We start from the raw sequence: 18,283 nt of genomic DNA on the forward strand, positions 1-18,283 counted from the left end.
TCCTGATCACTGCAGGCGCTGCAGGTCTATTTTTGAAGCGGTTTGATCTCGGGCGTGTCTGAGCGCATCTCGCGCTTGACCGAATCGACCACCGGGTCCGTCCAGCTACCGGTGACGCGATATTCATAAGACAAGAGTTCGCGCACTGGGTTTCGCAAGATGTATTGGGCAATAAAGGCCCCCAGGCCCACCGCAGGATTAACGAGCGCCGCATAGCCAAGCGAAGCAAGCCCTGCGTTGACTTCCGGCAAGACCAACACCCGAAGATCTTGTGTCTCGGATTTAATGTCGGCCGAGCCCTCAAGCAAGACCGAGGCCTGGATGCCCAGAATTCTTAGGTTCTGTGTGCTGACACGGCCGCTATTGAACTGCAAATCACCGCTAATTTTTTCGTAGGTAAAGCCCTCGGAAAATACATCGCGAAAATCCAACTTGATTCGGCGCGGCAGGGACTGCAGATTCAACACGCCAACCAGCCGCGAGATGCCGGGCTCTGCCTTGAGAAACTGGCCTTGGGCAAGATCCAATTTCAAATCGCCATTGAGCGCAGCACCCGAAAATTCAATGGGGGAGCCAGGCCAAAACAGGCGGCCCTCGATCTTGCCGCTGGTGTCTTTCACGACATTGGGGTAGCCGGAACGCACCAGATAAGCACCACCATTTTTCAACTGCAATTCCACACTGAGTGATGTTCTGGACCGAGGCGCGCCACGGGCAGGGGACTTCAACATACTCCATTGGCCCTGGCCACTTAAAACACCATCGGGATTGGTCAACGCAAACTTCAAGATTTCCCAGCTGCGGGTAGCCGCCACCGGTGAGGCCTGGACTTCCAATTTGCCCCAGGCCCTCTCCCCAACGCGAAAGTCTTCGACCGACAGATCCACCACCGGCCAATCCTCGGCAATCGAATCCGACATCGCATCAGATTCGCTTGCTTCGTCTGATTTTTTAGATTTCTCTAGCCAAAGCCTGGAGAGTCTGGCCTGCAGCACTGCTGCACGGCGCGGCGCCGTGGCCGATTTAGTCGACTTCATTGCCGCCTGCTGCGCCGGAATCCACTTGAATTGTCCAGCCACATCGCGCGAATCCAAATCAATCTGGGTTTCGCCACGGGCGCTTAAACTGCGATTGATCTTGGCATTGACATGCTGCTGATTGCTGGTGATCACCCAAGAATCTCCGCCATAACCACCTGGTGTCGTGGCGGCTGTGCGCTGGAGATCAATTTTCAAACCCCAGTTGTCCCGGGCCTGTTTTTTAAAGGGCCCATAGAAATTAGTCGATAGGCCCTCGAGTGAGGACTCGATTCTTGCCTGTGTGGCGTTACCGCGTGATGTGACCGATGCAGAGTAACGGGCCATGCCGGACATGGTGTCTTTCAATGACATGCCCAGAGACTGCTCAGCCCACTGCTGTAAACCAGCCGCGGTGGCCTGCCCCTCGATCAAAACATTCAGATCTTTACTGCCCTTTGGTGGCGGGCGGTTCGTGATGCGAATAGCGCCGCCAAGGGCCTGGCCCTGCACATCCAGCCCCTGAACCATATCTTGATCAAAAGTGATTTCTGCAAACTGGGTAGAGATCTCTGGAAGCGACTCCGAAAAAAGAAAGGTACTGCCACGCGCCAAAGAGAGTTTGCCGGCCACTTGAGACCGGTCGGTGTTGTCTAAATCAAGCCGTAACGCAAGATTTAAATTCGCGTTACCGCGGGCCCGCATCTCCGCAGTCACGTCGTCAAGGTCTGCTTTCAGTGGCGAACGGTTGGTGGCGTCAATTAATTTTTGCGCATCTCCACTAAGACTTCCGTCCAGCACCAAGATGGGCCTGGCCGCCTCCACATCGTCGATCTTGCCGGTCACTGTCGAAAACGACAAATCGTTTAACTTTGCGCCGGTAGCGTTAATGCGAAAGGCCTGCCGCTCGAAGATCACATTGGCGTGAATATTGGTGATCGCTGGCCAATTTGGCGCGGGGAGAATACTCCCCGCATCGGCCTGTGCCTTGACGATGAATCGATGCTGCGGCTCATCACGAAACGGAAAACGATCCAGTGGCCCATGCAGTGCAAACGTGGCGGTATACGGCTTTGATGCCAACAGAGATTTTTTTAGCCAGGCGCGGGTGTCGGCGCCAACCTGAAGCGGTACATAACGATGAATTTTTGTGGGGTCTGCCCGAAGCACTCGGCCATCTAGGGCAGCAACACCAGCGCCGTGTCCAGGCCAATCAAATTTTCCGGCCACTTCAATGGCGGTGTCACGGTTGGCCAAGGAAAGTTTTTTGATTGACACAGCAAAACTTGGGCGGATCGTCTGGCCATCTGCCGTAAGAATATTTTCTGATCTCCAACTTAACTGCGCGTCCAACCGATCCAAGTCCAATCGCGGCTGCTCAAACACCCCTGGGAAACTCAGCGCGGTAGAGCGGCTATCCAGGCTGAGTTCGCCACCCGACTCCTTGGCTTCGACGCGACCCGACAGGCCGCTAAACCCTGGGCGGGTCTTGCCTGCCGCCAACGACAACTGATCAAATCGACTGTCCAATGAAAAACCTGTGATCTGGGCAGAGGACTCCCGCCAGGTCAGCTTTAGGTCGGTAAACCGGCCCTGCGGCTGCAGCTCTGTGAGATTTTTTTTCCAGGCTGCTGGAAGCGGCACATGCTCGGCAAACCACATGGCCGCCGAGAGGTCGAGTGTCTTGGCAGAAAGCGCAACCGACAAATCACCCGCCTCACTCAGCTGCTCAATATTCAGGCGGGCCGATGGAATATTGATTGCCTCTTGCAGTTGGGCTGAACGCAGCCCGATATTGGTGAGCACCACATCTTGTTTTTTGGCAGACAGCCTGGTCTCTACCCGGCCCGAGAGTTGTTGCAATGTCATGGGTCGGCGTGTGGTGCCCCACTGCAACGACGCCCCGGTGAGATCGAGATCAACGGTTAAATCTTCAATCTGTTGGGCACGCACCACTATCCAAGCCCGCAACGCCCCCTGACCAGCATTGACTTTTAATGGTGTCTGCTCTGGCAAGTGCACAAAACCGAAGAGCTCTGACAGATTGACCCGGTCAAACTGCACAAAGGTCTCGCCGGTCCAATCCCGAATTGCCGAAGGTTGATCAAACAGGCCGTGATTAAATTTTCCTTGTAAGACAAAACCCTCGCCCAGGGCCGACGGTGGTGTCGCCCGCAGGGCCCAGGCATGCCGGGGGCCAAAGTTGTTCATGGCAAAGGTAATGTCGCGAAGCTCGGCTGATTTGTTGCGCTGATCATCGCGCCAGGTCAGCGCACCCCCATCAATTCGTAACCGGCCCTGACGCAACAACCAATTCAAGACCGATGGGTCTGCAGTCTCGCCTGCCAGAGAGAACCCCGCAACAACCATCTCACCCGATGGACGGCGTTCCACCAAAGCACTCGGATTGGCCAGACGAAGCTCTGAAAAAATTGGCTGCCAATGCAAAAGCATGGCCAAAGAACGTGGGCCAAGGATGGCCTGCACCTGATCAGCCGACATCACGGATTGACCATCGGCCCTCAGCAGGCGGATGTCTTTTATCTGTAGCCTGGGCCGATACCAGGATTCCCAGTCCGCCTGGGCCGAACCGATACGAAGTGTCAGCCCCTGGGGCGCGAGCTGAGTTTCAAGCTTGGCCAAGACATCGTTTTGCCACTGTGGCACCGAGGGCCAGAGCCAAAACCGAATGAGCAGCAGGCCAATAAGCAGCATGGCCGAGAATCCGACCGCCAGATAGGCGGCCACACGAATCACGGTCCGAACAACTGGCTCGTAGCGGCCTAGTGCTTGGGTTAGCATGAGCAGAATTCTTGCACAGGACACCTCCTTTCCCTACCAGCGTCGATTGGCCAACTCAAAAAACATGCTGAGCCAAGATCATCTCGTCGATCAAATCCCCGACTTGCCCGGCTATGCTGCTGCCCTGTCCCACTCTGCCTTTGCGCGGCGGGTGCTGCCTGGGGTGCTCGCCCGAGGCCAGGTCATCGATGTGTCCCAGCCCCTGAGCGCTGAGCGGCTACACGCCCACTTTCAAGCCTGCTGGCCATCTGCGGATCCTTGTTCTGACCAAGCCGCCGAAATCATGCCCGGCGCCTTGCGCCAGTTTCGCAACAGTGTGGTGCTGGCCATCATGGCCCGTGACCTTGCCAAACAGGCCTCTTTCGATGAGACGCTAGAAAGCATCACCGCCCTTGCCGAGATGACCGTCAATGCGGCGTATCAGTGCGCGATGACCACATCAATCGCGCAACATGGCATTCCGCGAGATGCCAGTGGTGCGCCCCAGGACATGATGATTATCGGCATGGGCAAGCTTGGCGGTGGTGAACTCAATGTCTCATCTGATGTGGATCTGATTTATGTCTTCTCAGAAGATGGCGAGACCGATGCCAGCACGCCCAGATCAAAATCTGTCGACACCACTACTTTTTTTACCAAAGTCGGTCGGAAAATGGCGGCACTCCTGGGGGAGCTCACCGCCGATGGCATCGTCTTTCGCGTGGATCTTCGGCTGCGGCCCAATGGGGACGCAGGACCACTGGCGGTCAGTCTTGGCATGCTCGAGGAATACTTCATTGTGCAGGGCCGGGAGTGGGAGCGCTATGCATGGATCAAGGCCCGCGTCGTCAACCAGCATCGCGTGCAAGACGCGGCAAGTTTCGCCCAATCGGTGCGCGGTCTTTACGATGTGGTGCGCCCCTTTGTGTTTCGCCGCTATCTGGATTTCAACGTATTGGGCGCCCTTCGCGACCTGCATAGTCAAATTCGGCAAGAGGCATCGCGCCGTCAATCTAACCGCGAATCACACATGGGGGGAGAACGCTCCCCTGTCGATATCAAACTCGGACAAGGCGGTATTCGAGAAATTGAGTTTATTGCCCAACTCTTCCAATTGATTCGTGGCGGCAAGGAAGAGCCGCTTCGGGCCAAGGGCACACGAGAAATCCTGCGTCACTTGGCGCAAAGCGGGCGTCTCGGAAAAGAAGAAGCAGATCGTTTGCTAGAGGCCTATCAATTTTGGCGCGACCTTGAGCATCGACTTCAATACTTTGACGACGCGCAGACCCATGTCTTGCCAGGCAAGGCCGATGCCATTGCCCACATGGGGCGGGCCATGGGCTTTGATGATCCAGAACGTTTTATCGCTAAGTTGGAATCCACCCAGCAGCTTGTTCGTGAGTCGTTTGAGCCCTTGTTTGCGAGTGTTCCGATCGAGCCTGGCGCCCCCGTGGCCAATGATCGGGCATCCCGGCTTGAGCGTTTGTCGGCCAAGATCAAAACCATCGCTGCCGAGTCACCCAACCCAGAACAAACGCTAGCAAGACTGAATCAATTGATTGAAGCCATTGGCCGGCGGGCATCGTATCTGGCTCTGTTTGACGAATTTCCCAACGCACTGTCGCGCGTGGCCCATGTGGTGAGCGCATCGGCCTGGGCGGCAGACTACTTACGCCAACACCCGATCGTGTTAGATGAGTTACTGGACACACGATCAATCGAGACGCCGCCCGATGATCAGGCGTTTCGGGCCGAACTGTCTGCACGCGTTGCTGAGGCTAGCCTAAATGGCGTGGCCGACATTGAGCAACAAATGGATGCGCTGCGTGAAGTGCACCATGCCCATCTCTTTCGGCTACTGGTACAAGATTTGGATGGCCGCTGGCCCTTAGAAAAACTATCCGACCACCTGTCAGCCATGGCGGATGCCGTTTTGCAAGTGACGTTGGATACGGTCTGGCCCACCATGGCCAAGCGTCACCTCGACACGCCGCGTTTTGCTGTAATTGCGTATGGCCGACTTGGCGGCAAAGAACTGGGCTATGCCTCTGATTTGGATTTGATCTTCTTATACGACGATGATCATGAGATGGCCTCTGAGATCTACGCCCGCTTTGCCCAGCGCGTGAATGTCTGGTTATCCACCGCTACATCAGCGGGCACTTTGTTTGAGATTGATCTGCGGCTGCGGCCCAATGGCAACGCTGGGCTTTTGGTGACATCGCTTGATGGCTTTATTGATTATCAGACCCAGCGGGCCTGGGTATGGGAGCAACAGGCTCTGACGCGGGCAAGGTTTTGCGCCGGAGACACCGGCATTGGCGCTGCTTTTGAAAAAGAACGTGAACGGATCCTGCGCTTAAAGCGGGATGTCGCTCCATTGCTTGAAGAGGTGCTGGCCATGCGACAAAAAATGCATGAAGGCCACCCCAACACGAGCGACTTGTTCGACATTAAGCACGACCAAGGCGGCATGGTGGACATTGAATTTATTGTCCAGACCCTGGTGCTGCGCTTTAGTCACGACCATCCGGTGCTTACCGGCAATCTGGGCAATATCGCACTACTCCGAATCGCCGGTGAACTGGGCCTGATTGATGCTGATCTTGGCCAACGGGTTGGCAATGCCTATCGCGAGTTTCGCCGCAGGCAGCACGCCGAACGGCTCTCTGGCGCGGGCTCCGCTCGGGTTGGGCCCGAAGAGTTTGCCCTCCAACGGCAAGACGTAGGTGCGTTATGGGAGTTTGTGTTTCGCGATGCGCCCAGTCCCATTCGTGATCTGCAATCAATTCACGAGCGGGCCAGGACCTAAAGGCCGAAGGCCAGTTTCAAGATCACATAGACCGACAGCCCCGACAGCAAACAGGTGGCCATCTGCCGGGTAAACCACCAGGCCAGTAAAGCCGTTGCCACCGACAGGGTCTTCGGATGCATCAGTTCAAAAAAGCCCGCACTGGCCGGCTGGGCCAGCACACTTGGCACAATCACCGCAGCAATCGCCGCCATCGGCGCAAATCGCAAGGCCCGTTGTAAACGGGGGGCTAAGGTGATGGGCCGCGGCCACACCGACACACCACATCGCGTTAGCAGGGTCATGGCCATCAGGCCCGCCAGGCCAAGCCATATGTACAACTCATGATCCATCTGCGGTGCCCTCATTCGTCAAGACACGCTCCTTAGGTGTTCCATCAAAGACCATGGCCGCTGCAACACCCGCCAGAACCGCCAGCAACAGGCCAAGATTAAGCGGCAGTGATACGCACAGGGCCGCAACGCCCCCCGCAACCCCCACGCAGATCAGGGCCGCCCGATCCGTGATCATGGGCATCAGCAACGCAATCAGCGCCAGGGTCGCCACGAACTCCAGGCCCCAAGCTGACGGAATCCATTGGGCCAAGAAAATACCCGCTAAGGAGCTGGTCTGCCAGACGGCCCACATCATGAGACTGGCCGCCTCAAAGTAGCGCACGGGGGCCTGCTGATCGGCCTGGACATCGTGTAAGAGCGCCGGTGATTCGGCGCGGGCCGGATCAAACCGACGCAAGAGCTGCGCGGCCAAAACATCGACCATGCCAAAGCCATAAATGATGCGGCGGCCTAGCGGCAGGTGTCTGAAAAACGGTTTTGCCGCCACGGCATAAATCACAAAGCGCAGATTCACAATCAAAGCGCTGGCCCAGATGATGGGAAACGGGGCGGAGGCCGCAAAAAGCGGCAGGCTGGTGAGCTGGGCCGAGCCCGCATAGACCATAAACGTCATACCCACCGCCTGAAGTGGGGTTAAGCCCGACTGGACCATGGCCACCCCCGTCACCGCCCCCCAGGCCACCATGGCCACGGCGGCCGGCAACATGTCTTGAACCGCCATCCGGGCATTCGGGTCGGATAGGCTGGTGAAAAGCCGCTTTAGCGCTTGCATGGCCCAAATTGTAGAGGGGCAGGTCCGCTAAAATGTCGGTTTACTTTATTTTGAACAGGGGCAAGTCATGTCAATGGCCGATCGTGATGGCTGGATCTGGTTAGATGGTGAATTCGTGCCTTGGCGCGATGCCAAGATCCACGTGCTCACGCACTCTCTGCACTACGGCATGGCCGTCTTCGAAGGCGTTCGGGCCTATAAGACTTCCTCTGGCCCCGCAATTTTTCGTCTGAAAGAGCACACCCAGCGGCTGATGAACTCGGCCAAGATTTTCCAGATGAAGGTGCCGTTTGATACAACAACGCTAGAGCAGGCGCAGAAAGAGGTCGTGAAGCGCAACAATCTAGAGTCGTGCTACATCCGCCCCATCATCTGGATTGGTTCCGAAAAGCTGGGTATTGCTGCCCGCGACAACAAAATTCACGTGTCGGTATCGGCATGGCCCTGGGGCGCCTACCTTGGTGAAGAGGGGCTGACAAAGGGCATTCGTGTGAAGACATCGTCATTCTCACGCCACCATGTCAACGTATCGTTGGTGCGGGCCAAAGCAAGCGGCTACTACATCAACTCGATTCTGGCCAACCAGGAAGTCTGCGCTAATGGCTACGACGAGGCGCTTTTGCTCGACACCGATGGCTATGTGTCCGAAGGCTCGGGTGAAAACGTATTCATTGTGAAAAACGGCAAGCTCTACACGCCCGACTTGGCCTCTTGCTTAGATGGCATTACGCGTGATGCCGTGCTGACCATGGCCCGCGACCTTGGGATTGAAGTCATTGAAAAGCGCATCACACGTGATGAGGTGTACTGTGCTGACGAAGCCTTCTTCACTGGCACTGCCGCAGAAGTCACCCCCATTCGTGAGCTGGATGATCGGCCCATCGGAGCAGGACAGCGTGGCCCCATCACCGAAAAATTACAAAATTTATTTTTTGATGTGGTGGCCGGTAAAGCATCGCAGTATCGCCACTGGATCTATCCGGTCTAATCGCAAAAGGAGACCGCATGTCCTCTGATGCAACATCGGCTCAGCAGCAGTCCCCGGTCATTCTCAAGGCCGAGGACCTGCCTGCACACTGCCCCAACCCAAAGATGCCGCTTTGGAACCATCACCCCCGGGTGTTTTTAGACGTCACACATCAGGGCCAAGCACGCTGCCCGTATTGCGGCACGACGTATCAGCTTGAGCCGGGTGCAAAAGTCCACGGCCACTAATTTCAACGGCGGCCGAGCCGCCTTAGTCATCGCACCACAGTGGGTGGGCGATGCCATCATGTCATTGCCATTAATTCATCAACTCGCCCAAGAGTATGGGGCGGTGGATGTCATGGCTGTTCCCGCTGTCAACGCCGTATACGAGTGCTGCCCCGACATTCGCCAAATCCATACCGTTAGCTTTGTCCATGGCCAACTGCAATGGGGACTGCGACGCGACATTGCCCGCAGGTTTCGCGGTCAATATCAGACAGCCGTGGTGCTACCGAATTCGCTGAAATCAGCACTTGTGCCCTGGCTTGCTGGCATTCCCATGCGGCGCGGCATGCTTGGCGAATCACGCTATTGGCTGATTAATGATCGCCGCACACTTGCCCCTGCAGTGGATCAAACCGGGGGGTCAAGACCCTCCATGCTCGACCAATATCTGGCCTTGGCCGATCATGCGATTGATCGATCTGCGATTGATCGCTTCGGCCAGCATCGGCCGGTGATGGTGATGCCCACTGCCATTGCCAGTTTCGGCAACCATGGTTTGGGTCAGCAAGCCTTTGATGCGTTTATTCAAAAGTCGATCATGGCGATTTGCCCGGGCGCTGAATACGGCCCCGCGAAACAGTGGCCCGCGGCCTACTTTGCGCAAGTGGCCAATGACTGGTTAGCAGGCCGAGACGATCGGGCAGTAGTTGTGGTGGGTGGGCCTAAAGATATGGAATCGGCTACGGCCATCTGTGCTGCGGCCACACCAGCGGATCAAATTTTAAATCTCACCGGCAAGACAAAATTGCTTGAGGCCTTTCGGTGGATTTCGCTGGCGCGTGTTGCGGTCAGCAACGACTCTGGTCTGATGCATGCGGCCGCCGCACTCGGTGTGCCTGTGGTTGGCATCTTTGGGTCAAGCGATCCGCATCACACGCCACCGCATGCCAAGACCGCCCGGGCCTTGTCCCTCAATCTCTCATGTAGCCCGTGTTTTCAGCGGGTATGCCCGTTGGGGACCACCGCTTGTTTACGTGACTTGGCACCCCACCAAGTCACGGACGCGGTCAACGGCCTGATTGCTGACGCTCCAACTGTTCACGGCGCAACATCGCCCGCATCGTTGTAAGCCGTGCATCGACCTTAGACAGGGTGATGAAATCGGCATCGGCAGCAGTCCGGGCCAGCGTCAACTGTTCAATCGCGGCCGCATAAGCGCCCGACAACGCATATTGTTCGGCAATAGCCGCATGCTGCGCGGTGCGTTTGCCGCGGGCGGCCTCTGCCCGGCCAAGCAAGGCCCACGCCTGCGGGTCCCAAGGCCACTGCTGTGTAACTTGTCTTGCTGTCTGTGCCGCTGTGTCGGCCGAAGCGCCACTGATTAAGTAGGCCTCTGCTGCGCTTCTAAGCAAAGCACGCGACTCTGAATGCTGGACAACGGTTTGGGATGCGATGCTTTGTAATTCGCGCCGCTGATCCGCATCGGCTGCGGACAGCATAGCGATCTGAAGCTTTAAATAGGCCAGTAAAGGTGTGGTGGCATCGATCACTCGGGCAGTAATCGCAGCCTGCTCTGCCATCTGGTGGTGACGCCGTGCTGCAGTGAAATCCCGTTGCGAGAGTGCTGCCCATGCAATACCGTAATGAATAGATGCCTGCTCAAGCGCGGCATCTGGTTTTAATGACTTCAGGCGCAATTCGAAACGCTGGCGTGCAACTCGCAAGCTATCGACCTTGGGGTCAGCCAGCGCGGTGAGTTTGGCGCGCACCCAATCAAATTCGATTGAGTTGGATTGAGTAGCGGTCAGCTGGGCAACGCGTATCACGGCCGGATCACTCTGCAGCCGCGATTGAATATCCGCAATACGCTCTGTGGTCAGCGGGTGGGTTCGCAGATACGCTGGGGCATTGTTGTCATAAAGCCTGCCGGCTTGGCTCAGCCGCTCAAACATGGACGACATTCCCGTGGGGTTAAAGCCTGACTCGGCGAGAATCTGCAATCCAACCCGGTCTGCCTCGCGCTCAGCATCACGTGAAAACGCCAATTGCTCACGGATTGCCACCGTCTGCCCAAGTGACAACACGCCCATGGCGGCATCGGGGCTACCCTTGGCGGCCATGGCCGCCAACACTGCAGCCGCAATCATCACGGCCGAGGTCTGCCGTTGCTGCCCAAACATGCGTGCAATGTGGCGCTGGGTGACATGCCCAATTTCATGGGCCAAGACGGACATGACTTCCGACTCGCGATCAGAAGCGGTAATCAACCCGGTGTGAACACCGATATAGCCACCCGGCAAAGCAAAGGCATTGATGCTGGGATCTTTGACCAGGAAAAAGCGGAAAGGCCTGCCGTCATAACTATGGCCGAGTGTGTTCGAAGCGGACAACAATCGATTGGCCTGACGGGATAAAAGATCAGTCACCTCGGGGTCGTCATGGACTACCCCCATCCGTAAAAATTCTTGAAAAATCTGATCGCCCAGGCGCTGCTCAGCGGCGGGGCTTAGCTCGTCAACTGACGCTTCGCCAAGCGAGGGCAGGTTGTCAATGCCGCGGCCAATAGACTGGGCGCGCAGCGGACCAAAGGATGTGGCAAGGCACGCCAGCGCCAGGCCGGCTGCGGTCAAACGACGGGAAAACGACAAATTTTTCTTGGGCATACGCTCTATCATAGGGTCTATGACTGACTTCACCCATTTTGATTCCGCAGGCCAGGCCCATATGGTCAATGTCGGCGAAAAGGCCGACACCCATCGAACCGCCGTCGCCCGGGGCAGGATTCTGATGCAGCCCGAGACGCTGAAAAAGATTCGCCAGGGCGATGCCAAAAAAGGCGATGTGATCGGCATTGCCCGCATCGCCGCTATTCAGGCGGCCAAGAAAACAGCCGATCTGATCCCCCTGTGCCACCCACTCATGCTGTCTCGGGTTGCGGTTGAGTTTGAGCTTCATGATCTCGCCGATGGGCAGCGTTCATCCGTTGAGTGCACCGCCACAGTAGAAGTCACCGGCAAAACCGGCGTCGAGATGGAGGCGCTCACTGCTGTGCAGGTGGGCCTGCTGACCATCTATGACATGTGCAAAGCTGTAGACCGTGGCATGACCATGACCGATATCGAGCTGCTTGAAAAGCATGGCGGCAAATCTGGCAGCTATCGTCGACCCTGAGATTTTTTCAATGACGCATTAAAAGAAGAGTTTCTCTATGCAACCCATGGCACTTCAAGGCGTTCGGGTTTTGGATCTCACCCGAATTCTGGCCGGCCCATCGGCAACACAACTGCTCGGCGACTTGGGTGCCGATGTGATTAAAGTAGAAAAACCCGGCGAAGGGGATGACACCCGCAAGTGGGGCCCTCCGTTTGTCACCGGCAAAGATGGCCAGCCCACCACCGAGAGCGCTTATTACCTGTGTGCCAACCGCAACAAACGGTCGATTGCAATTGATATCGCATCCAGTGAAGGCCAAGCACTGATTCATCGGCTTTTGGAAAAAGCCGATATCCTGATTGAAAACTACAAGGTCGGCGGATTAAAGGCTTATGGCCTGTCTTACGAGCAATTAAAAGAGAAGTTCCCGCGGCTGATCTACTGCTCTATCACGGGCTTTGGCCAGACCGGTCCTTACGCACCCCGTGCTGGCTATGATTTTCTGATTCAAGGCATGGGCGGCATCATGAGCTTGACCGGTGAGCCCAATGGTGAACCCATGAAAGTCGGCGTGGCGGTGGCCGATGTCATGGCTGGCATGTACGCTACGGTGGGTATTCTGGCGGCCCTGCGGCACCGTGATCAAACGGGCCAAGGCCAGTACATCGACGTGAGCCTGCTCGACACGCAGATTGCATGGCTGGCCAATGCCGGCACCAACTTTTTAGAAAGCGGAAAAAATCCACAGCGCCTCGGTAACGGCCACCCCAATATCGTGCCCTATCAGGTCTTTCCCACAGCCGATGACCCGATCATCGTGGCGGTGGGCAACGACAGTCAATTCCGAAAACTCTGCGACACGATTGGCGTATCCGAACTGGGGGCGCACCCAGATTACGCAACAAATGTTGCACGCGTCAAAAATCGTCAAGTCTTAATTGAAAAGCTGTCAGTGGCCTTACAACGTCAGGGCCGGCAGCACTGGATTGATGCGCTGGAAAAAGTAGGCGTGCCCTGCGGGCCAGTCAACACCTTGGCCCAGGTCTTTGATGATCCGCATGTGCAAGCCCGTGGTGCCGTGGTTAGCATGCCGCACGAAGCCTCTAGTCGTGGCCATGTCCGAGTGCTGGCCAATCCGATTCGTTTTTCAGAAACGCCCGTGCAATATCGCATCACCCCGCCCATGCAGAACCAGCATGAGCAGGAGATTCTGCGGGACTGGCTTGGCCAATAATGTTTCGGCTCGGCATTGATCTTGGTGGCACAAAAATTGAAGCAGCACTGCTGAGCCCATCAGGCGAAGTGGTCTGGCGCAAACGCATTTCCTCACCAAGACACGACTATGGCGAGACCCTGCGGGCAGTGGTTGGCTTAATTAAGGATGCGCAGCAGGCCCACAGTGCTTCTGATTTTTCAATTGGCATGGGCATCCCCGGTTCGCTCTCCCCCAAAGATGGTCGAGTCAGAAACGCGAATTCCACCTGGCTTAACGGCCAACCACTCAAGACAGATTTAGAGCAAGCCATCGGTCATCGGGTCGAGGTCGCAAACGATGCGAACTGCCTGGCGATATCCGAAGCAACCGATGGTGCAGCCCGCGATGCGACATCAAGCTTTGCAGTCATTCTGGGCACGGGTGTAGGCGGTGGGTTAGTACTGCACAAAAAACTGGTCGTGGGGGCCAATGGCATCGCTGGCGAATGGGGCCACACGCCCCTGCCCTGGCAGCAAGAAGACGAACGACATCGAAACCCCTGCTGGTGCGGTCGGCAAGGCTGCATTGAAACCTTTTTAAGCGGGCCTGCCCTGGTCAAAGAATTTAATGCAGCAAGCCGCAGCACGATCACCAATGTAGAGGCCCTGCTAGAAAAGCGCAGCGCCGGCGATCCGATTGCGATGACCGTGATGGAAAACTTTTTTGACCGACTGGCCCGCGCATTGGCCATGGTGATCAATATCCTGGACCCCGATGTGATTGTGGTGGGCGGGGGCCTTAGCAACATCGATGAGATCTACACAGAAATTCCCAAGCGATGGCAGCAGTGGATTTTCTCGGATCAGCCTACCAAGACCCATCTGCTACCCGCCATGCACGGTGATGCATCGGGTGTGCGCGGTGCGGCCTGGCTGCCCAGCCGGCATGACACACTCCATTCCGATCGTCTGCAACAAGACGAGTCTGGGGACTAGCCACCAATTACTATGGGCTCAAAACTAATTCTTGGCGATTGGGGCAAATGTGCCGAGATGGCCACGCCGATTCGTTTCAAAGTTTTTGTCGATGAGCAACGAGTCCCTGCAGAAGAAGAGCTTGATGAACTAGACGCGGTATCAATCCATGCCGTGATTACGCTAGACGGAGAACCTATCGCCACTGGCCGGCTCTGCCCCGACGGCCGCATTGGCCGCATGGCGGTCTTAAAAGAATTCCGTGGCGAGGGCTTTGGCGGGCTATTGCTGTCCGCACTGATTGAAGCCGCGCGAGACCAAGGCCACCAGGAAGTCTTTCTGCACGCCCAATGTCAGGCACTGGGCTTTTATGAATCGCTTGGGTTTGTTGCAGAGGGCCCCGTCTTTTCCGAGGCGGGTATTGATCACCGGCTGATGCGGCGATCACTCCTTATCGGGTGATGCAAGCCCCACCAGTGTGTCCGGCAAACTCTTGCTCGGCTTTACGCCCAGCTCTTTCAGCATCTCAGCCTGACGAATGACATTGCCCCGGCCGCTGGTGAGCTTGCCGTGGGCTGCATCGTAATCCTGTTGGGCTTGACGAATTCGGTCACCAATTGATTCGAAATCTTTCACAAAGCCAACAAACTTGTCATAGAGCTCCGCGCCACGGTTGGCAATGTCTTGGGCATTACGACTCTGCGCCTCCTGACGCCACAAATGGGCAACAGTGCGCACCACAAAAAGTAAGGTCGACGGACTAACCAACAAAACATTCTTTTGCCAGGCCTCCATGAATAATCCACGATCATGAGTCACCGCTGCCATAAATGCAGGCTCAATTGGCACGAACATCAGCACAAAATCCAGTGATTCGATCCCGTAAATTGTCTGATAATTTTTATCAGAGAGCCCTTTCATATGCTTACGAACTGACTCTAAGTGCTGCTTCACAGCAATTTCCCGCTCGGCGTCAGTCTCCGCTGCAGCAAAGGCATCATAAGCAACCAAGGAGACTTTCGAGTCCACCACCAGATGTCGGCGCTCGGGAAGATAAATCACAACGTCAGGCTGAAGTCGAGAGTTGTCTTCTTGGGTGTGGCTCTGTTGAACCACATACTCTTGCCCCTTGCGCAGGCCAGAGGCCTCGAGCACTCTTTCCAAGATCAATTCGCCCCAATTACCCTGAGTCTTTGCCGAACCCTTTAAAGCACTCGTTAAATTTTTTGCATCATCGCTCAGCAGCTTGTTGAGTTCCATGAGCTGCTTAACTTGTTCGGCAAGGGCGGTTCGATCCTTACCCTCTTGCACATAGACTTCTTCGACCTTGCCTTGGAATTGTGAGAGCCGCGTCTTAAGTGGCTCAAGCAGTTCGCCCAGGCTTGACTTATTTTGCTCGCTAAATTTTTTTGATTTTTCCTCAAGAATCTCGTTGGCCAAATTTTTGAACTGATTCGAAAGATCTTCCCGAGCAGCCTGAAGCATCTGCAATTTCTCAGAAGACTGCCGACGCTCAGCATTCAATTCTGTTTCTAACCTAGCGATTTCGGCTGCGCTAGCTGCTTTCGCATTGGCAACCTCGCTTGCAGATTGAGTTGACACCGCCGCAAGCTGCTCCGCATTCCGGCGTTGTGCATTTGCAAAACGCCAACCCATGAACGCGGCACCGAGCGCAACGCCAACAAGAAGCATCAAAAGAGAAGACATTTCAAGCATAAAAATTGGTCCTAAAACACGCGATTAACTGGAACGATACGACAGGAGAGGCTCAACAAATGACTTAGCCCGAGTGACTGATTGAAACAGGGCCGGCGCAAAGGCAAAACTAGGGCTTTTTCTCTTGTCAGAAAGGATAAGCCCCCTTATGATATCTATCATTGAGACATACCAAAAGAGCCAAGCCCTCATGGATAGCGCAAAAATTTTCCAAACCGGACGCAGTCAGGCAGTAAGACTGCCAAAAGCCTATCGCTTTGCAGGCAAAGAGGTTTACATCAAAAAAACAGATCAGGGAGTTTTATTAATCCCCAAGGAAGACGCTTGGTCGATCGTGGAAGCGGCTGTTTCTGAATTCGAGCGGGGGTTCAAAGTGGAACGGGAACAGGCCGGAAATCAGTCACGACCAGAGCTGCGTAAATGAAAATCCTGGACACCAATATCTGTATCTACATCATTAACGAGAAACCAAAAGAAGTGTTCGACCGCCTCCGTCAACACACTATTGAGGAAATCGCATTGTCGAGTATCACTGTGGCTGAATTGGCGTTTGGCGTCGAAAAATCCCTTTCCAAAAAGAATCAAATTGCGCTTGAAAAGTTTATTGCTCCCCTCCAGGTGGTGGATTTCAATAGTAATGCCGCTTGGGTCTACGGAAGAATCCGTCATGCCCTGCAAAAGAAAGGGCTGCCCATCGGCCCCATGGATCAGTTGATCGCAAGCCAGGCGATTTCTCTAAATGCAACACTCGTCACGAACAATGAACGCGAGTTTCGAAGAATTCCGAACCTCAAGTTAGAGAACTGGCTTCGCTAGGCAAAAAACAAAGTCGCCAGACCCAGGAAAATGAAAAAGCCCATGGAGTCGGTGCTAAAGGTCAGCAGCACCGACGAGCCAATGGCCGGGTCTCGGCCAAGCCGCTCGAGTGTGAGCGGCACCAAAATGCCAATGAGCGCGCCAATGAGCAGATTCAGCAAGATCGCCAGCATCATGGTGAGCCCCAGCATGAGCCCTTGATCTGAGTCGCTGTAAAGCCACCAGGCAAAGAGCCCGGCAATCGAGCCCCAGACCAGCCCATTTAAGCCGGCAATGCCAAACTCTTTGGCAAACACACGGGGCGCATTCTTGGCATTGACCTGACCAAGCGCAATGGAGCGAATAAACAACGTCATGGTCTGATTACCCGAATTGCCGGCAATCCCTGCCACAATCGGCATCAAAGCTGCCAATGCCACCACCCGTTCAATCGTGCCCTCAAAGGCCCCAATCACGCGGGAAGCAAAAAATGCCGTACAAAGATTTAAAGCCAGCCAGAGCCAGCGGTTCTTTGCTGACTCCCATACCGATGAAAACAAATCCTCTTCATCGCGCAGACCGGCCTGGGCAAAGACATCGGACTCGCCCTCTTCACGAATCACGTCCACCACTTCATTCACCGTGAGTCGGCCCAACAGTCCCCCGTGGTGATCGAGCACGGGGGCGGACACCAAGTCATATCGCTCAAAAGCCTGGGCTGCTTCGCCCACATCGTCATGGGGATGCAGGGTCATGAACTCCCGAACCATGACATCGCTGACCATCGTCTCTGGCTCGTGCACCAGTAATTTCGAAATCGGCAGTGAGCCCAACAACTTCTCATCGCGGTCTACTACAAAGACCTGATCGGTATGGTCAGGCAGTTCATCGAAACGCCGCAGATAGCGCAACACGACTTCAAGCGTCACATCATCACGAATGGTAACCATCTCGAAATCCATACGGGCGCCCACACTACCCTCGGGATATGACATGGCCGCGCGAAGCTGCTCGCGCTCTTCGATGGACAACCCCTCACTGACCTCTTCCACCACCTCTTCAGGCAGGTCAGGCGCAAGGGCCGCAAGATCATCTGTGTCGAGCGTCTCAACCGCTGCGACCAGCTCTTCCACATCCATCGACGCAATCAGCGTTTCTCGGACAGCGTCGGAGACCTCCACCAGAATTTCACCCTCGCGGTCGGCGCGGACCAGATCCCAAATCGCGAGACGCTCTTCGCGTGGTAGTGCTTCTAAGATGTAAGCAATATCGGCCGGGTGCAATTGATCGAGTCGGCCCTGCAGAGCCGCGTGCTGCTGCTTGGCCACCAGCTGCTCGACCAAGGCCTGACGATCGGAACCTACCGCATGCTGCTCACGATGCACGATCTGACTCTCGACCTTCTGGCGCGCCAATAACTCCTGCACTTCGACGAGTGCAAGCTGCGCGGCCTCGGGGTCGCGTATCGGCGTTGGAGTCAGGTTCTGTTCGGTCATTAAATCAACAGGTCAAGATTGCTTTGATCGCCGCTTTTCGTGGC

16 protein-coding genes are annotated in these 18,283 nt (G+C 55.7%); 10 read left to right on the forward strand and 6 right to left on the reverse strand.

Annotated elements, in window-relative coordinates; genetic code table 11:
* Positions 1-26: 26 nt before the first annotated feature.
* A complete protein-coding gene (locus tag AOB54_08945) occupies positions 27-3,818 on the reverse strand; it encodes an AsmA-like C-terminal region-containing protein (GenBank protein ID WVN41591.1) in 3,792 nt (1,263 codons plus the stop codon).
* Between AOB54_08945 and glnE the strand changes: the two genes are divergently transcribed.
* Entirely contained in the window at positions 3,817-6,609 is a 2,793-nt protein-coding gene (gene glnE / locus AOB54_08950) for a bifunctional [glutamate--ammonia ligase]-adenylyl-L-tyrosine phosphorylase/[glutamate--ammonia-ligase] adenylyltransferase (protein WVN41592.1), read from the forward strand. The genes AOB54_08945 and glnE overlap by 2 nt on opposite strands.
* Here the strand turns inward: glnE and AOB54_08955 are convergent.
* Both AOB54_08955 and AOB54_08960 read right to left on the reverse strand, forming a co-directional pair.
* Positions 6,606-6,956 (reverse strand): AzlD domain-containing protein, encoded by a 351-nt coding sequence (locus AOB54_08955; GenBank protein ID WVN41593.1) that lies wholly within the window; start codon positions 6,954-6,956, stop codon positions 6,606-6,608. The two genes, glnE and AOB54_08955, sit on opposite strands and share 4 nt — an antisense overlap.
* A complete protein-coding gene (locus tag AOB54_08960; GenBank protein WVN41594.1) occupies positions 6,931-7,716 on the reverse strand; it encodes an AzlC family ABC transporter permease in 786 nt (261 codons plus the stop codon). The genes AOB54_08955 and AOB54_08960 overlap by 26 nt, the downstream gene beginning before the upstream one ends.
* A 67-nt stretch (positions 7,717-7,783) precedes the next feature.
* Here AOB54_08960 and AOB54_08965 point away from each other — a divergent pair, with 67 nt between their 5' ends.
* The 3 genes from AOB54_08965 to waaF are packed head-to-tail and all read left to right on the forward strand — an operon-like array spanning position 7,784 to position 10,039.
* A complete protein-coding gene (locus AOB54_08965) occupies positions 7,784-8,704 on the forward strand; it encodes a branched-chain amino acid transaminase (protein WVN41595.1) in 921 nt (306 codons plus the stop codon).
* Between the two features lie 17 nt (positions 8,705-8,721).
* On the forward strand, positions 8,722-8,931 hold the full coding sequence (locus tag AOB54_08970; GenBank protein ID WVN41596.1) for a zinc-finger domain-containing protein: 210 nt from the start codon (positions 8,722-8,724) through the stop codon (positions 8,929-8,931).
* Positions 8,909-10,039, forward strand: a complete 1,131-nt coding sequence (waaF, locus tag AOB54_08975) for a lipopolysaccharide heptosyltransferase II (protein ID WVN42818.1) — start codon at positions 8,909-8,911, stop codon at positions 10,037-10,039. The genes AOB54_08970 and waaF overlap by 23 nt, the downstream gene beginning before the upstream one ends.
* Here waaF and AOB54_08980 read toward each other — a convergent pair.
* Positions 9,978-11,573 carry a M48 family metalloprotease gene (locus AOB54_08980; GenBank protein ID WVN41597.1) on the reverse strand — a complete coding sequence of 532 codons (1,596 nt, stop codon included), beginning with the start codon at positions 11,571-11,573 and terminating at the stop codon, positions 9,978-9,980. The genes waaF and AOB54_08980 overlap by 62 nt on opposite strands.
* Positions 11,574-11,592: 19 nt before the next feature.
* Between AOB54_08980 and moaC the strand changes: the two genes are divergently transcribed.
* From moaC to AOB54_09000, 4 genes are read left to right on the forward strand one after another with little or no spacing between them, the layout of a single operon-like run.
* The gene (gene moaC, locus AOB54_08985; GenBank protein ID WVN41598.1) at positions 11,593-12,081 is read left to right on the forward strand and encodes a cyclic pyranopterin monophosphate synthase MoaC; all 489 of its coding nucleotides are present in this window, start codon (positions 11,593-11,595) and stop codon (positions 12,079-12,081) included.
* Between the two features lie 37 nt (positions 12,082-12,118).
* The gene (locus tag AOB54_08990; GenBank protein WVN41599.1) at positions 12,119-13,297 is read left to right on the forward strand and encodes a CaiB/BaiF CoA-transferase family protein; all 1,179 of its coding nucleotides are present in this window, start codon (positions 12,119-12,121) and stop codon (positions 13,295-13,297) included.
* Positions 13,297-14,253: an ROK family protein gene (locus AOB54_08995; protein ID WVN41600.1), complete on the forward strand. Its 957-nt coding sequence runs from the start codon at positions 13,297-13,299 to the stop codon at positions 14,251-14,253. Before AOB54_08990 ends, AOB54_08995 begins: the two co-directional genes overlap by 1 nt.
* Positions 14,254-14,265: 12 nt before the next feature.
* The gene (locus AOB54_09000) at positions 14,266-14,694 is read left to right on the forward strand and encodes a GNAT family N-acetyltransferase (GenBank protein WVN41601.1); all 429 of its coding nucleotides are present in this window, start codon (positions 14,266-14,268) and stop codon (positions 14,692-14,694) included.
* On the opposite strand, the gene AOB54_09005 is transcribed toward AOB54_09000, so the two are convergent.
* Entirely contained in the window at positions 14,677-15,948 is a 1,272-nt protein-coding gene (locus AOB54_09005; GenBank protein ID WVN41602.1) for a DNA recombination protein RmuC, read from the reverse strand. The genes AOB54_09000 and AOB54_09005 overlap by 18 nt on opposite strands.
* Positions 15,949-16,138: 190 nt before the next feature.
* On the opposite strand from AOB54_09005, the gene vapB reads away from it, so the two are divergent.
* Positions 16,139-16,372: a type II toxin-antitoxin system VapB family antitoxin gene (gene vapB, locus AOB54_09010; protein ID WVN41603.1), complete on the forward strand. Its 234-nt coding sequence runs from the start codon at positions 16,139-16,141 to the stop codon at positions 16,370-16,372.
* On the forward strand, positions 16,369-16,764 hold the full coding sequence (locus AOB54_09015) for a type II toxin-antitoxin system VapC family toxin (GenBank protein WVN41604.1): 396 nt from the start codon (positions 16,369-16,371) through the stop codon (positions 16,762-16,764). Before vapB ends, AOB54_09015 begins: the two co-directional genes overlap by 4 nt.
* Here AOB54_09015 and mgtE read toward each other — a convergent pair.
* Positions 16,761-18,239 carry a magnesium transporter gene (gene mgtE, locus AOB54_09020; protein WVN41605.1) on the reverse strand — a complete coding sequence of 493 codons (1,479 nt, stop codon included), beginning with the start codon at positions 18,237-18,239 and terminating at the stop codon, positions 16,761-16,763. The two genes, AOB54_09015 and mgtE, sit on opposite strands and share 4 nt — an antisense overlap.
* Between the last annotated feature and the right edge of the window lie 44 nt (positions 18,240-18,283).

It is taken from the genome of beta proteobacterium MWH-UniP1 (genome assembly GCA_036362785.1).
Lineage (GTDB): Bacteria > Pseudomonadota > Gammaproteobacteria > Burkholderiales > Burkholderiaceae_A > Lacustribacter.